At 42.7% G+C, this 16,178-nt stretch carries 10 protein-coding genes; 9 read left to right on the forward strand and 1 reads right to left on the reverse strand.

From position 1 onward, the window contains the following. The first annotated feature begins 280 nt into the window (after nucleotides 1-280). Both QZT73_RS13625 and QZT73_RS13630 read left to right on the forward strand, forming a co-directional pair. Nucleotides 281-415, forward strand: a complete 135-nt coding sequence (locus tag QZT73_RS13625) for a hypothetical protein (RefSeq protein WP_291781014.1) — start codon at nucleotides 281-283, stop codon at nucleotides 413-415. A gap of 30 nt (nucleotides 416-445) precedes the next feature. Next, complete coding sequence (locus QZT73_RS13630; RefSeq protein WP_291781025.1) at nucleotides 446-1,276, forward strand: transposase; 831 nt, start codon at nucleotides 446-448, stop codon at nucleotides 1,274-1,276. 157 nt (nucleotides 1,277-1,433) lie between these two features. On the opposite strand, the gene QZT73_RS13635 is transcribed toward QZT73_RS13630, so the two are convergent. Beyond that, the gene (locus QZT73_RS13635) at nucleotides 1,434-4,601 is read right to left on the reverse strand and encodes a PVC-type heme-binding CxxCH protein (RefSeq protein ID WP_291788674.1); all 3,168 of its coding nucleotides are present in this window, start codon (nucleotides 4,599-4,601) and stop codon (nucleotides 1,434-1,436) included. 548 nt (nucleotides 4,602-5,149) lie between these two features. Here QZT73_RS13635 and QZT73_RS13640 point away from each other — a divergent pair. From QZT73_RS13640 to QZT73_RS13670, 7 genes are all read left to right on the forward strand, one after another. Continuing rightward, nucleotides 5,150-7,534, forward strand: a complete 2,385-nt coding sequence (locus QZT73_RS13640; protein ID WP_291781019.1) for a DUF1549 domain-containing protein — start codon at nucleotides 5,150-5,152, stop codon at nucleotides 7,532-7,534. A gap of 26 nt (nucleotides 7,535-7,560) precedes the next feature. Then, nucleotides 7,561-8,991, forward strand: coding sequence for a DUF1501 domain-containing protein (locus tag QZT73_RS13645; RefSeq protein ID WP_291788676.1), 1,431 nt, complete (start codon nucleotides 7,561-7,563; stop codon nucleotides 8,989-8,991). A 37-nt stretch (nucleotides 8,992-9,028) separates the two neighbouring features. Beyond that, entirely contained in the window at nucleotides 9,029-11,686 is a 2,658-nt protein-coding gene (locus QZT73_RS13650; protein WP_291788678.1) for a c-type cytochrome, read from the forward strand. A gap of 260 nt (nucleotides 11,687-11,946) precedes the next feature. Continuing rightward, nucleotides 11,947-12,720: a DUF1080 domain-containing protein gene (locus QZT73_RS13655; protein ID WP_291788680.1), complete on the forward strand. Its 774-nt coding sequence runs from the start codon at nucleotides 11,947-11,949 to the stop codon at nucleotides 12,718-12,720. A 1-nt stretch (nucleotide 12,721) separates the two neighbouring features. Further along, nucleotides 12,722-13,804 carry an aldose 1-epimerase family protein gene (locus tag QZT73_RS13660; RefSeq protein ID WP_291788683.1) on the forward strand — a complete coding sequence of 361 codons (1,083 nt, stop codon included), beginning with the start codon at nucleotides 12,722-12,724 and terminating at the stop codon, nucleotides 13,802-13,804. Nucleotides 13,805-13,824: 20 nt separating this feature from the next. Beyond that, complete coding sequence (locus tag QZT73_RS13665; RefSeq protein WP_291788686.1) at nucleotides 13,825-15,036, forward strand: hypothetical protein; 1,212 nt, start codon at nucleotides 13,825-13,827, stop codon at nucleotides 15,034-15,036. Between the two features lie 495 nt (nucleotides 15,037-15,531). After that, nucleotides 15,532-16,178 (forward strand): TIM barrel protein (locus QZT73_RS13670; protein ID WP_291788688.1); only part of this gene is annotated, 647 nt, incomplete at its 3' end.

Raw genomic sequence — 16,178 nt, forward strand, 5'->3', positions numbered from 1 at the left:
AGATTTAAAAAATAGTAATTTTCTTAAAACAGCATTTATAGTTATCAACAATGAGGGGGGTCTGGGGGGAGACTGATAACTTGTTAATAAATGTTGATAAATTAAATTTACTAAAAAAGAATGGGGTGAACTTTCCGATTTTCTAGGTAAAACCTATGTCCCGTATTAGTCCCCATTCTTTAATTAGTTGCCTAAAGAACCAATTAGAATTTTAGGTTTCCAGGCCTTCTAAAGGTGTAAGTTTTGGCAACTTTATTTGTTAAATCTATAATCCAAAGTTATGAAATTTAAAGTATTTATCGGAATTGATGTCAGTAAATCAACTATTGATGTTTACTTGCTCCGGGGTGGCAGACATGCTGTTTTCAGTAATAACAAGAAAGGATTTGCTGAAATGACAGAGTGGATCATGTAGCAAACCGGAGAGGTAATTTGCTCTGAAATCATTTTTGCTTTTGAGCATACAGGGCTTTATTCGGATAATCTGATGATGTTTCTGGATGAACAGAATTTCCCGTTTACAGTTGTCTCAGGCTTGGAAATAAAAAGATCCATGGGTATAAGGAGAGGTAAATCCGACAAGACTGATTCAAAGCTGATAGCAGAATATGTCTATGAAAAGAGGGAGAAAATAAAACTCTTTGAAATGCCTTCAGCAACATTAAGGGCTCTAAAAAAGCTCGCGTCATACAGAGAACGTCTGGTTCAGGAAAGGGCAGGGTTCAAAACCAGGATAAAGGAATTTAAAGAGGTGTTCCCGGATACTGAGTTCGTATTTTACACTGAATCCCATAAAAAGATAATTGAATGCCTGGATAAGGAGATTCAAGGTATTGACAATGAAATCAGAAAACTGATCAAAAAGGAAGAGAAGCTACATAGGCAGTATAAGCTCATCCAGACGATCAAAGGGATAGGACCTCAAACAGCCATAATAATGATTGTGCTTACCAAGGGTTTTTCTTCTTTTGAGAACTGGAGAAAGTTTGCAAGCTTCTCGGGAACAGCTCCCTACCCAAATGAATCAGGTTTATACAAAGGAAAAACCAAAACAAGTAATCTTGCAAACAAACAAATCAAGAGCCTTTTAACATTGTGTGCTGAAAGTGCTATCCAGCACAATCCTGAAATGAGGTTGTATTATCAAAGAAAAGTAGAGGAAGGAAAAAACAAAATGAGTGTACTAAACACGATAAGGAACAAACTCATTGCAAGAGTCTTTGCAGTTGCCAAACGAAATACTCCATATGTAGAAACATTCGGGTTTGCTTCTTAAAAATTGTATTATTTTACTTGCTTTAATCTTAGAATACGGGACAGTCAATGGTACTTGGTACATTCTAACCAACCCTTTTAAATTTCTTCTTGTGTCTTGTGTATTATATCTTGAGTCTCGTCTCTCGCTCCTGCTTGCAGCAGGCAAGTCCAAAATCTCATTTTTCCATCGGATGCTCTTTCAACAACTCAGCTGGTGAATAAAACCCCCGCTTATTTTCAACTGCTACCCTTACCTCTTTCACCTTGTCAGGTCGAATGGCAGCTGCCTGATTTCCAAAAGAGTTTCTCACATATGTCAAGACTGCTGCAATCTCATTGTCATTGAGCATACCTTCGTAGGGTGTCATTGGCACATGGCCAGGGTATTCCTTTCCAAGAACTTCAATTGGCCCCATCAAACCCTTAAGTACCAATTTGATCAACCGCTCTTCACTGCCTAATACCCATTGGGTTCCTACAAGAGGGGGAAATTGAGAGGCCGATAGCCCTCTGCCATCGGGCTGATGGCAGGTTGCACAAAACCCATCTCTATTGTAAATCTCTTTCCCTATGAGGTATAACTCCTGATCTCCTCCAGTTAGATTGGATTTGATATCCTCCTCTTTCTTTTCCCTGACAGAAATCCCATTGATATGGGCTACTGCAGCTTCATGGGCATGGACCATCCAATTGTCCAAGGGCATTTTCTCGGCCTCAGCTAAAATGGGCAGGCTTTTTTCTTTTGGAAGCCAGGAAGCAGCTGTAATAGCCTCCAACCTGACGCGGCCATGTGCATCCCTTACGGCTTCCATCAGTAAATCTGAGTGATCGGCCACCTGATGTGTATTATACCGCAATACCCTTACAGCAGCAGCCCTTACTCTAAAATCATCTGCCTTGAGTAATTGTTTTAACAGTTCTTTATCCACTTTATTTAAACCCCAACTGACCCATAGGGCTTCCAAAAGATAAGCTTCATATTTCGGGTCATTTTTATCTAAAGAGGCGGTCCACGATGAGATAGCTTTCACAACCTGATCTGCATTTCTGCCCCTTAGTTCTCTTTTGGTCCTGTACTTTGTCCTGAACTCCGGTAATTTCAAATTTTCCAAAAGTTCCGGAATACTGGCGCCATGGATTTTTGCAGGCTCCACCAAGGGTCTGGAGGGATAAGTGATTCGATAGACCCTGCCGTGAACATGGTCCCTCAATGGGTCTCGGGCATTGTGCTGCATATGGCCTATGAGTACATTGTGCCAATCAATAAAGTAAAGTGAACCATCCGGGGCAAACTCCATATCCACTGGACGAAAATTCCTGTCGCTGCCTTTTACCAAGTCTAATCGATGACGGGTCCTATACCCCGTTCCATCATCTTCCACGGCATGCTGTTTCATTCCTAAAAAACCAATAGTATTGTTGATCAAAATATCTCCTTGGACTTCATCAGGGAAATGCCTGCTGGAAACAAACTCTAACCCAGAAGTTGGCCTAACTCTGTGTGCATCCTCAATCAAATTAAAGGACTTGTGAGTAGCTTCTCCATACCTGGGCAGAACCGTGCCCGGCATCATCCACATCACATCGGGGCCGGATGTTTCTGCAAAGAAATTCTGCCCCCAATCGTCAAAAGCAATCCCCCATGGATTGGGAATGGACAATTGCGCAGTCCTTTCTAAGTGGTGTCTGGTAGGATTATACCTGAAAAACCCTCCATTTGTGGCCCGAACAGTTCCATAGGAAGTCTCTACATTGGAATGCAAAAATACTCCTTCCCCCATGTAAATCGCCCCGGAAGGATCAGCAGCAAAGGCAGAAATTACATGGTGGGTATCGTGGTCATCAAAACCACTGAGCAATATTTCAACTTTATCTGCCCGGTCATCTCCATTGGTGTCAATGAGTATTTTCAGATGGGTACCCTGAGAAACATAGACTCCTTCTGGCGCTATTTCAAATCCCATAGGAAGGTGAAGCCCATCAGCAAAAACGGTCTGCTTATCTGCTTTGCCATCACCGTTGGTATCCTCCAGTATAATAATCTTGTCATTGGGTTTTTCATTACCAGGCTTGTAATGGGGATAACTGGGGCAAGTCGCTATCCACAACCGGCCTTTATTATCAAAACTCATTTGAACTGGATTGGCCAAATCCGGAAATTCAACCTCTGAAGCAAAAAGTTCGATTTTATATCCTTCGGGTACAGTAAGCTGATCAAGGGCATCTTGACCATAGAGATACGTCAGGTTCCCATTTTGTTGTGGATTGTAATTGGTCTCTACTGGAGGTAATTCAATGGTATTTTTGTCAGCAGCTTCAATATCCATGATTTCCCCTTTAGCGGCCTTCCAGATGGCTTCATCCCGGATGGCGGTCATCTGCCTGATTTTTTCCAACTCGTAAGGATAATTATCCGGACCAAATGGTTTATACCTTCTTCCATAGACATGGACTCCATTCGGACTCTTGAAATCATTGTGCCACATCCAGTTCTTTCTCATGACCAATTCATGGATCAAATCCCTATGATTTGCTGCCTTGGGTTTGGCTTTACCAAATACCTGATCCGCCAACAAGACCGCTAATTTTTGATAGCCCAATTCATTGAGTTGGGACCCGTCTATGGTTAAAGGTGCTTTATTGGATGCATACCATTTTTTCGATGGGTTGAAGGCATCCACAAAGAGGACTTTATGCTTCTCAGCAACTTCCTTCATCGCTAAAGTATACAATTCAAGGTTTTTGTTTTCTTGTTTCCCATTGGGCAGATCCTTCATTGCCGATAAGTCCTCAAAGGCAATCGGCGAAATGATGACCAATTGGGCTGGTGTATTCCCGTTGTAACTTTGTTGTAAAGTATGCCTGATAAAAGCATCCAATTCGGCTTTATAATTTCCCAGCCCTTCTTTTCCTTGGAAAGACTCACTGTACCCAAAAAAGGCCAAAATGATATCCGCTTTATGTCTATTTAGCCACTCATCAGGACTTTCAAAATGCCCTTCAGAATTGGAATTATTTGCAAACTCTGTCTGAAAATCTTCAGCCCCTGGAAAAGCCCAGGGAGAAAATCTTCCTGAATGCGGACGGAAACCAGGGGTATTGCCCCCGTCGCACATATTCCGAATATACAGCAGGCTATCCGGATATCGGACATGCATTTCCGTTTCAAAAAGCCCATAATCCATCATTCTGGAGCCGAGATTATTACCGATAAGGATGATATGATCACCTTTATTAAACTTTATACCCTCTTTTTGGCTACATTGAAAAAGGGGTATCAAAAAGCTAAGAATTGCCAAGTGCTTGAGTAATCTTTTAGCACGGATCATTAAGAGGTTTTTCATTCGTTTATTCTCAAGAATCGGTTTATAAGGACATTTATCGGTTACACAATATATATGGATAAAAACTCCACCTTAATCTTTGGAAATCTATCCTGCCATATCCTGCTTTAAACAGCAATATATCTTTTTGGAATTTAAGTATTTACTTGGAAACGCAAAAAGAGAATGATGGTAAAGGGTTAAAAAGAAGTGTCTAGAGTTCGTTATCAATGACAGATTACCGGAATCGTCACTCTGATCCGCCACAGGCGGAGAAGAGTCTCCCAAAATAGAGGAGATCCTTCTCCCTAATTACTCTGGAGAAGCATGGCGTGTAACATTGTCGTTACGTTTACTTTAGATTTCCCTAAATATTAAAAACTCAGCATGACGGGCACTCCATCTTTCTTTGATAGATTTCAACAATTAGGTAAATCCACCCAAAATAAATTGACATCTGGTTTTCCCATCGTACAGGTAGGTACAGGACAGTTGTTTGTATAAAAATTTAGAAAATTATATATTCACTTACCTTATACCCTTTTATAACAAGTGGCCCAAAATAACCTATGATGGCAGAAAATTTCTGGCTTTGGCAATTTCTTGGAAGACTTCATCCCCTTGTAGTCCATTTCCCTATTGCCCTTCTGATTTTTGCTGCCATTCTGGAAATTTTCACCATTGGAAAATACCAATCTAAATTGAGGCCTGGCATCAATGCCATTCTCCTTGGTGGTATTTTTTCAGCACTTATTGCCGCATTTTTTGGATGGCAGTTGGCCGAAAATGAAAATATTTCTGGTGATTTACTGGACCGGCATCAGCTATTCGGATTTGTCACTGCAGCTATATGCTTGGTTTTGCTATGGTTTTGGCATCAGATCGAGCTAAAAAATAAATTTAAAAATATTAAGTTTTTCCGGGCAATACTTTTTACAACCACTATCGGCATTATCCTTACAGGCCATATGGGTGCTTCTTTGACTCATGGAGAAGATTTTCTAAGCAGTACCTTGCCTTGGAATCAAAGTCTGTCTCCTTACCAATCCGGTAATTTTGATTTAGCCCATTACCAATCAGAAACAGGCACACTTTCCTCAGATGCAGAACTGAAACTAATTGGTGAAGTAAGGACTATTCTAGCCCATAATTGCTACAAGTGCCATAGTGGGGCTAAGATCGAAGGGGAGTTAAGGTTGGACTCCAAAGAACATGTATTTAAAGGAGGGGAATCAGGAGCAGTAATTGTGGCTGGAGCCCCACAACATAGTGAGCTGATCAGAAGAATTAATCTCCCCAAAAACCACAAAGAGGTAATGCCTTCCAAAGCCAACCCCTTAAGCAAAGAGGAAATAGCCTTGCTGACATTATGGATAGAAAAAGGAGCCCACTGGCCGGATAATGCCGCACTGCCAAGCATCTACAGGGTTGCTGACTTGGCCCCACGAAAACCTTCACTGCCAAGGGCAGGTAAGGGATTGACAAACCCTGTGGACCTATTTGTCCATGATTATTTTCAGGAAAAAGGTTTGACTTGGCCTGAAGGCATTGATGATAAGACTTTCTTGCGAAGAATATACCTTGACCTCATCGGACTGCTTCCAAGTCCAGAAGTTTTGCATGCTTTCTCCGAAGACACAAGACCTGATAAAAGAGCCATTTTAGTAGAACAATTGCTCAGTAAAAATGAGGATTATGCCATGCATTGGCTAACCTTTTGGAATGACCACTTAAGGAATGATTACACCGGCACAGGCTACATTACCAATGGGAGGTACAACATCACTGACTGGTTGTATCAATCACTTTTAAACAACAAGCCCTATGATGTTTTTGTCAAAGAACTGCTTAATCCAGATGAAAAATCCAAGGGATTTATTGAAGGCATCCGATGGAGGGGGACTGTCAATGCCAGTCAAAGAACCGAAATGCAGGCTGCCCAAAATGTGGGTCAGGTAATTTTGGGTCTTAACCTCAAATGCGCCTCTTGCCATGATAGCTTTATTTCGGATTGGAAATTGGACCAGGCCTATGCCTTTGCGAATATTTTTGCTGACACCACCTTAGAGGTCAGCCGCTGCGAAAAGCCGACAGGAAAAATGGCCTCAACCAAAATCCTCTGGGAAGAATTGGGGGAAATTGACAGTCTGGCTTCCAAAGCTGAAAAACTCCGGCAACTTTCCGAGAATCTGGTGCAACCGGCCAATGGAAGAATGTACAGAACTATCGTTAACCGGGTCTGGAAGCATCTCATGGGAAGAGGATTGGTAGAGCCTGTCGATGAAATGGACAATGCCCCTTGGAGTCAGGATTTATTGGATTGGCTGGCCTCTGAATTTGTGGACAAAGGGTATGATTTGAAAGATTTAGTTTACCAGATTACCACTTCGAAAATATACCAATCTGCTTCCTCGGCCATAAAAAGTCCAGATTTACTGTTGGCAGAAGATTACACTTTCACAGGCATGACCAGAAGAAGAATGACAGCAGAACAATTTTCTGACGCTGTAAGTCAGGTCATCTATCCACTATTTGATGCGCAAGAGCTTAAGTATAATCCGTTCCAATTGGCCAAAAATGAACAGCCTAGCCCTACTTATGTAAGGGCCTCCTTAGTAGCCAATAACAGTTTCCTTACAGCCATGGGCAGACCCAATAGGGAAATCGTAACCACCTCAAGGGATTCCCAGGCCAGTCTTTTACAGGCATTGGAGCTGACCAATGGAGAAAGACTTTATGAAGTGCTTGAAAAGGGAGCCATCCTTTGGAAAGAAAGATATGGAAAAGGAGAATTAATTTCTGAAGAATTCTACCAGAAAATACTACTCAGAAAACCGAGTCAAAAAGAATTGAAAATCGCAAAAGAGGCCATGGGGGATCAACCAGGGGCAGAACAAATTCAGGATTTTTTTTGGGCGGTATTGTTACTTCCTGAATTTCAGATAATTTACTAAATGAAAAATCAAAACCACTAAACAGCATGAATGAGCATTTGAAGAGGAGAGATTTTTTGAAGAAAACAAGCGCGGCAGCAATGGCTACCATGGCTATGGGATCCCCTCTTTCAGGTTTGCTTTCTTCCTGTCAATCCAATATCTCCATTCCTTCCACTGCTGATAGTATTATTCTGCTATTTATGGCTGGTGGAATGGCGCATACTGAAACCTTCGATCCGAAAAAACACACTGAATTCCGTAAAGGAATGCATTCCAGTGAAGTGCTCAGTACTTTCCCATCGGTTCCGACGGTTTTGGATGGGATCCATTTTTCTGAAGGATTGGAATCCATCGGAAAAATCATGGACCGGGGTACTTTGATCCGGTCTTATGTGGCAGCAGATTTAGGCCATATCCTCCATACCAGACACCAATACCATTGGCATACCTGTTATGAACCGCCCCAATCTGTAGTCGTACCGCATATAGGATCCTGGATTGCCAGAGAATTGGGGCCATTGAATCCTGTCATCCCTCCATTTATCAATATAGGTCAAAGATTTACAGTTGGAGAAGGGGAAGAACTCAAGGCTTTTCACAGTGCGGGTTTCCTGGGTTCTGAATTTGGCCCTTTTCTGATTCCCGATCCCAGTTCAGGTCTGGAAAGTGTGCGGCCTCCATTAGGGATGTCGATTCAGCGCTTTGAGTCAAGGAATCAACTATATGAAAATCTGATAAAAGAAGGTCCCATGGGCGAATTTGGGAGCGATTACCAGAAAGAATCGCTCAAGAGATCGATGGAGCAAGCATATGTACTTCTCAACTCCCCCGAAGCCAAAGCATTTGACCTGGGCCAGGAACCAAAAGAAAGCTATGATACCTACAATACAGGAAAATTTGGTTTAGGCTGCTTATTGGCCAAAAGGTTGGTCAACCAAGGAGCGCGATTCATCAGCGTAACCACAGAATATGAGCCCTTTTTTGGATGGGACACCCATGACAACGGCCATACCCGATTGAAAGACATGAAGAAATTAATTGACGCACCTATAGCGCAGTTGATCAAGGATCTGGATGAAAGTGGGAGATTGGAAAGAACCTTAGTGATCGTAGCAAGCGAGTTCAGTAGGGATATGTTGACCGAAGGTCGTCCTGACTTGAAGGTACTTGATCAGGTGGATGTTCCTGAAATCATCGAAGACATGAAGAATTATGGCATGCACCGACATTTTACTGATGGCTGTTCCATCCTGATGTTTGGCGGCGGAATTAAAAGAGGACATGTGTACGGGAAAACCTCAAATGAAAGGCCTTGCAAAACAATAGAAAAACCCATAAAGATTGATAGCATACACCAGACCATTTACCATGCCTTAGGCATCCCACCTGATAAACATTACATGATTGAAAAAAGACCCTTTTACACCACTCCCGATGGGCATGGAAAAGTGGCGTTTGAGCTTCTGAATAGTTAAAAAATTCTCATTAAGAATACCCATACAAAAGATACTTATGTACACAAAAAGTTCAATTTTAAAATCAATCAGCATCCTTTTGACCTTAGGCCTACTTTTTTCCTGTGGAAAAAAAGAAGAAGACAGGACACCGCTCCATCCAAAATTAGCCAAGCTAAAACTCCCGGCAGGCTTTGTGGCAGAGCATATCTATAGCCCTGGAGAAAATGATCAAGGTTCCTGGGTAGGGGTAACTTTCGATGATAAAGGAAGGATGATCGCAACAGACCAATATGGGGCGATATATCGTCTTGAAATCCCGCCCATAGGGGCTGAAGACCTTAGCCCTAAGGTGGAAAAACTGAAAGTGGGCACGGATGAATCCAAGTTGGGAATGGGCTTTGCGCAAGGAGTTTTATATGCGTTCAATAGCCTTTACGTGATGGTTAATCACAATGCCAATGACGCTTTTGACAAAGGCACTGGACTTTATCGCTTACAGGACAGCAATGGTGATGATCAATATGACAAAATCTCCTTGATTAAATCCCTTCAGGGTGAGCCTGGAGAACATGGTCCACACAGTATGGTTGTGTCGCCTGATGGACAATCCATCTATCTGGTAGCTGGAAATCATGTGGATGTACCTGAAATGGATGCCTACCGACTTCCAAGGGTTTGGGATGAGGACAATATCTTCCCTTTGATCAAAGATCCAAGAGGACATGCCAACAACCGCATGGCTCCAGGAGGCTGGATTGCAAAAATTGATCCTGAAGGAAAAAACTGGGAATTGATCAGTGCAGGCTTTAGAAATGCTTATGACATCGCCTTCAATGAAGCTGGGGAATTGTTTACCTATGATTCGGACATGGAATGGGATTTTGGAATGCCTTGGTACAGGCCTACCCGTATTTGCCATGTCACCAGTGGGAGTGAATTTGGCTGGAGAACAGGAAATCAAAAGTGGTCTCCCGAATACCCTGATAATTTACCTGCTATTTTGAATATTGGGCAGGGTTCCCCTACTAATGTGATGTTTGGGACAGGATCAAATTTCCCTGAAAAATACCGTAAAGCCCTTTTTGCTTTTGACTGGAGTTTCGGTATCATCTATTCTGTTTTTCTAGAACCTTCCGGGGCCAGTTATACCGCGACTGCTGAGGAGTTCATTTCGGGTGCACCACTTCCCCTCACGGATGGGGCTATTGGGCCGGATGGAGCTATGTATTTCATGACAGGGGGGAGGAGATTGGAGTCCGATGTATACAGGGTCTATTATGCTGGAAAAGTGGAAGATGCAGGTTCAGCCCAAACGGCTTCCGCTTTACCGGAGGCGCATCAAACCAGAAGGATGCTGGAAGCTTTCCATAGTGGTGGGCCAAAAGCAGAAGCAGTAGAAACAGCTTGGCCTTATCTAAAAAACGAGGACAGATTTATCCAATATGCAGCAAGAATTGCAATAGAGCATCAGCCCGCCAAAGAATGGCAGGAAAAGGCTTTGAATGAAAAGGATCCGAGAGTTTTGATTCAATCCATGATAGCCCTTGTCCGACATGGAGACAAAAATCTTCAGCCAAGGATTTTGGAGGCTCTTGCATCTGTGGATTTAGCAGGATTGAATTCATCCGACCAGCTGAACCTTGTTCGGGCCATAGAGTTGAGCCTATTCAGACAGGGGATGCCTTCTAATACCATGAAGGGTCAGTTGGCAGCTCTTCTCAATCCAAAATTTCCATCAGGAAACAATAATCTGGACAGGTCGCTCAGTAAAGTTCTGGTGCATATAGAAGCTCCTGATGCTGTGGAAAAAATCGTGGCCCAGCTTCGGGTAGCAAAAGATGACTCAGACTTTCAAAAAACCTTTACTTCTTCCTCTGATCTGATACTCAGAAATCCGCAGTACGGTCTCGACATTGCGGACATGTTGGCCAATGTGCCCCCTGCCCAGCAATCTTATTTCGCAACTGTATTGGGGGGTACCAAAGTAGGCTGGACTTCTGAGTTGAGAGAAGCTTATTTCACCTGGGTACATGATGCTTTTCAATACAAAGGAGGCCGAAGCTATGTAGGCTTTATTGACAGGGCCAGGAAAATGGCTTTGAGTAAAGTCGACCCTAATGAATTTGATCATTACAATGAGATGTCTGGTGCTTCCTTGCTGACCGGTAGCGGCAATGACCTGGCTGTTTCAGCCATACAACCTCAAGGTCCGGGCAGAAATTGGAAAGTGGATGAAGCTTTGGCACTCATGGATGAGCTGAAAGGTAGAGACCTGGTCAGGGGTAAAGCCATGTATGCCGCTACCTTATGTCTTTCTTGCCATACCATGCAAGGTGAGGGCGGTGTGGTCGGACCTGACCTGACCCAATTGGGCACGCGGTTTTCTCGAAAAGATATTCTGGAATCCACCATCAACCCCAATGCGGTCATCAGTGACCAATATGCTTCGACCATTTTCTACCTGAGCGATGGAAGTTCTGTTTTGGGTAAACTGACCAATGAGGACAGAGACAAATACTACATCTCACAAAACCCCTTTGATCCTCAGAATTTAAGAGAAATCCCAAAGAAAGACGTGAACAGTAAAAAACTTTCTGACATTTCCATCATGATGCCAGGATTGATCAACCGGCTGAATGAAGAGGAATTAAAAGACTTGATGGCTTATTTGATCTCTGGTGGCAATCCAAACCATGAAGTCTATCAGCAATAATTATGAGATTTTAACATTTTGGAAAATGTACAGAAAAAGAATTGACAGCTATTGAAACGTCATGCTGAGATTTTAAAATTTGGCATTTACAGAAAGGCAATGACATCTAGCGAGCCGTCATCCTGATCCCGAGTAATTCGGGAGAAGGATCTCCTCTATTTTGGGAGACTCCCCGAAAGGATCGGGGCAGGCTTTCGCTTCACTCAGGGTGAAGGTTACTCTTATCTGTCAATGGTAATAGATTTATAAAAAAACAGACTATGAAAGAATTTCGCAATTTAAAATACCTGTTCATCCTTGCAATAATCAGCTTTACCGCTTGTAGCCAAGAGAAAATTTCTGATGAAAGTCAAGAGGAAGAAGATGATGGCTTTGTATCCATTTTTAATGGCCAAAGTATGGATGACTGGGAAGGGGATCCGAATATTTGGAAGGTGGAGGAGGGGTTGCTTATCGGTCAATTAACTGCTGATACAGATTTGAAGTCTAATACCTTTTTGATTTGGAGAGGGGGTGAACCAAGTGATTTCGAGTTAAAAGTTGATTTTAAAATCACCGAAGATGGTAATTCCGGGATCAATTACAGAAGTGAAAGGTTGGAGGATATTCCTTTTGCGCTGAGGGGCTATCAGGCTGATATAGATGGTAAAAACACCTACACAGGACAGAATTATGAGGAGCGGAAAAGGGCCACCTTGGCTTACAGAGGGCAGCAAACCAAAATCAATCCCCAAGATCCTCCGGGTGAAATCAGGGACTTTGTGGAAAGAAATGCATGGCGTGGTTTGGAGATGACCAAAGAACTGGGTGACAGAGACTCTTTGAGAAGTCTGATCCAAGCCGAAGATTGGAACCATATGCATTTAGTCATCAAAGGCAACCTTCTTCAACATTACGTCAATGGGGTCTTGATGAGTGAAGTGGTAGATGAAGACCGGGTCAACCGAAGTTTTGGTGGATATCTGGGATTTCAGGTTCACGTGGGCCCACCAATGCAAGTGGCATTCAAGAATATTTACCTAAAGGAAAATTAAAATGGGCGACACCTTAAATCCATTGCTTCATTATTCCAAGAACAAGATCTCCAACTCCTCCCAATTGGGTGGAATTGAGACTTCTGTTTTGGATAATGGACCTGGTAAAGGGACAAGGATAGCCTGGGTAAATACGGGAGGGGGACTAAGGTACAAAATCGTCTTGGACCGTGGAATGGACATCGTGGATGCCTTTTTCAATGCTAACAGCCTGGCATGGATCAGCCATGCCGGAGTGGTCCACCCCCAACCTTTTTCCAATCAAGGCATTGACTGGCTAAGAACATTTGCCGGAGGATTACTGACTACTTGTGGTCTTTCCCATATTGGTGGCCCTGAATCTGATCAAAATGGAACAAGAGGCCTTCATGGAAATTACAGTAACCAAACTGTAGAGCTCATCTCCATAAAGCAACCTGATTTAAGGAGTGGAGACCTAAGTTTGGGTATGACAGGGCTTGTCAGGGAGACCACCACGTTTGGTCCTCAACTGGAATTAAAAAGAACGATTTCTAGCATTCTTGGGGAGAACCTTATTAAGATTCATGACGAAATCAACAATATAGGCAATACTCCAGCCCCGCATATGCTATTATACCATATCAATTGTGGCTATCCTTTGATTGATAAAGGCACAGATATTATTTGGAAAGGGCAATGGGAATCCATGGATAAGGATCCAAAAAATAAGATTTTCAATGCTTCCAATAATTTTAAAAAATGTCCTGATCCCATGGATGCACATGCTGGATTTGGGGAAGATGTAGCTTTTATCAAGCCTCATGCGGAGGCAAATGGCTCAGCAATTTGTGGTTTTATCAATGAGAAGTTGGGCCTTGGATTGTCTATTAAGTTCAATACCCTTCAATTACCATGGCTGATTAATTGGCAGCATTGGGGCAAAGGGGAATATGTCACCGCCTTGGAACCTGCGACCAATCCTCCAATTGGACAGACAAAAGCCAGAACTGAAGCTACTTTGATCGAGTTGGCCCCAGGGGAAAAAAGGAATTACGATCTTGAATTAAAAGTCATCACAGAAAAGGATGACCTGGAAAATCTCTTTAAAATCAATAACCAATAACCAAAATAACCTGCATTATCATGAGTTTGGCTAAAAAAGCATTAGAACAAGGCGAGGGTATCCTCAGATTGACACCTACCTGGGTACCACGATCTTTTTGTGTTCCTGGAAGAAGGATAAAACTGCATCCTGATGACTATTATGTCTTAGGTGGAGTGAGAGGAGGTATCGATGAAAGATGGCTTTCCTCCACCACTCCTGCACAAAATGGTCCTTTGACAGGCAAAAATGAAGGTCTAAGCCATATTGTTTTTCAGGATGGCGCCAATAAAACGCTCTTTTTGCTGAAAGATGCCATTGATGAACTGAAAGGTCAAATCATAGGAAATAGGATTTGGGAAGAACATAAAAGCTGGCCCATGTACTCCAAATTTTTTGACAATATGGGACCCCTGCCGCATCACATCCACCACAACGATGAGTATGCGGCCATGACGGGACAAAAGGGAAAACCAGAGGCCTACTACTTTCCTCCACAGCTCAACAACCATGGAGGAGATTTTCCTTATACCTTTTTTGGTATTGCACCGGGTACCACCAAAGCGCAGATCAAGGAATGCTTGATGAATTTTAACAAAGGGGACAATAAGATTACCAATTATTCTCAGGCCTTTAAGCTGGAACCAGGCACCGGATGGGATGTACCTCCAGGTATGCTACATGCTCCAGGTAGCCTTTGTACTTACGAACCACAGAAGGCTTCAGATATTTTCGCCATGTACCAGTCATTGGTCAATGAGGCGATTATTCCTGAAGAATTGCTCTGGAATGGCACCCCCAAGGACAGAATCGGGGATTATGATCTACTGGTTGAAGTCATCGATTGGGAACTGAATACCAACCCAAACATTCTTGACAACCATTTCATGCTTCCCAAGCCGGTCTATGATCTGGAGTGGATGGAGTCCCAAGGTTTTGTAGAAAAATGGATCTGTTACCGTTCCCATGATTACAGCGCCAAAGAACTGACGGTTTTGCCTGGTCAGACCGTCACCATTACAGACAATGCTGCCTATGGGATGATCATGATGCAGGGACATGGGAAAATGGGCGTATGGGATATAGAAACCCCGGCTTTGATCCGTTATGGGCAACTTACCCATGATGAATACTTTGTTTCTGAAAAAGCTGCCAAGGCGGGAGTTACGATCAGCAATCCTTCCAAAACAGATCCTATCGTGATGCTGAAGCACTTTGGCCCGAATAATCCGGATTTGAAAGTAGGGAAGTAGAAGCGAGAGTTTAGAGACGAGCTTGCCTACCTTTAGGTAGGGGAGTAGAAGTTAGGGGTTTGTACCAAGTACCAAGTACAATGTACTAAGAAGAACAGAAAAATATATACTTTCCTAAACTGAAGGTAATGTAAAGGTCTTAGGAATAAAACGATTAAAGAAAGGTTCATAAAAGTTCTTAAGTGAAATTTTAGGTACGTCCAATAAAAATCGCTCAAAAAAAGTCAAATCAAATTACAAAGAGTAAAAGATAATAAAGCCTCAAAGATTTGGGAAATGAACAAAAAAAAGAGCAAAGTAAACAGCCTGTTTTTAGGAGGAACGAAAAACTTTGTACTTCGTACTTGGTACTTTGTACAAAATTTCAAACTCGAAGAACCTATCTAATTCTCAAGCTTTGATCAATGGTGATTCGACAATAAAACCAATAACTAAATCAATTAATAACCAATACCGAATAACTCAATTAACTAATAATCAATAACCAAAATAACCATGTCACAAAACAATTATCCCAAAATCCATAATGCGACCTGGCCAGGAATAGTGGGCAAAGGTCCTGATTCAGAACCTGTCATCCCTTTCGATACTTTATTGGAAATGACCGCTGCTGCCGAAGTAGACGGAGTAAAATTTGACGGCGTCGATATTGGCTTACTTGATCCCCATCTCAACATAGACATGTCGGATGATGACATCAAAAAATTGGCGGATAAAGTTTCCAAACACAAGCTCAATATCGGCTCACTGGTAGCTCCTATTTGGGCAGGTTCAGCCATGGGGAGTGCAGAGCAAAGAAAGACTTTTGTGGAAATGGTCCAGAAGTCCTGTGCCATTGCCAAGAGGCTCAATGAACTAGGGGTAAGGCACTATGGAGTGGTGCGGATTGATTCAGCTGCTGGAGTTACTGACTGGGCAAAGGACCCTGAAGGCAATAGCAAATTGATCGCCCAAACTTTTCGTGAAGCCTGTGATGTTGCTGCCGATTATGGAGAGCGATTAGCTGCTGAAGGCGAAATCTGTTGGGGCGGCATGCACAGCTGGAAACATATGGTAGAGCTATTGGAAATGGTGGACAGGAAAAACATTGGCTTCCAGGCAGACATGTCCCACACCTTTTTGTATACTCTAGGATATAATGC

Source organism: Cecembia sp. (assembly GCF_007126775.1).
Classification (GTDB): domain Bacteria; phylum Bacteroidota; class Bacteroidia; order Cytophagales; family Cyclobacteriaceae; genus Cecembia.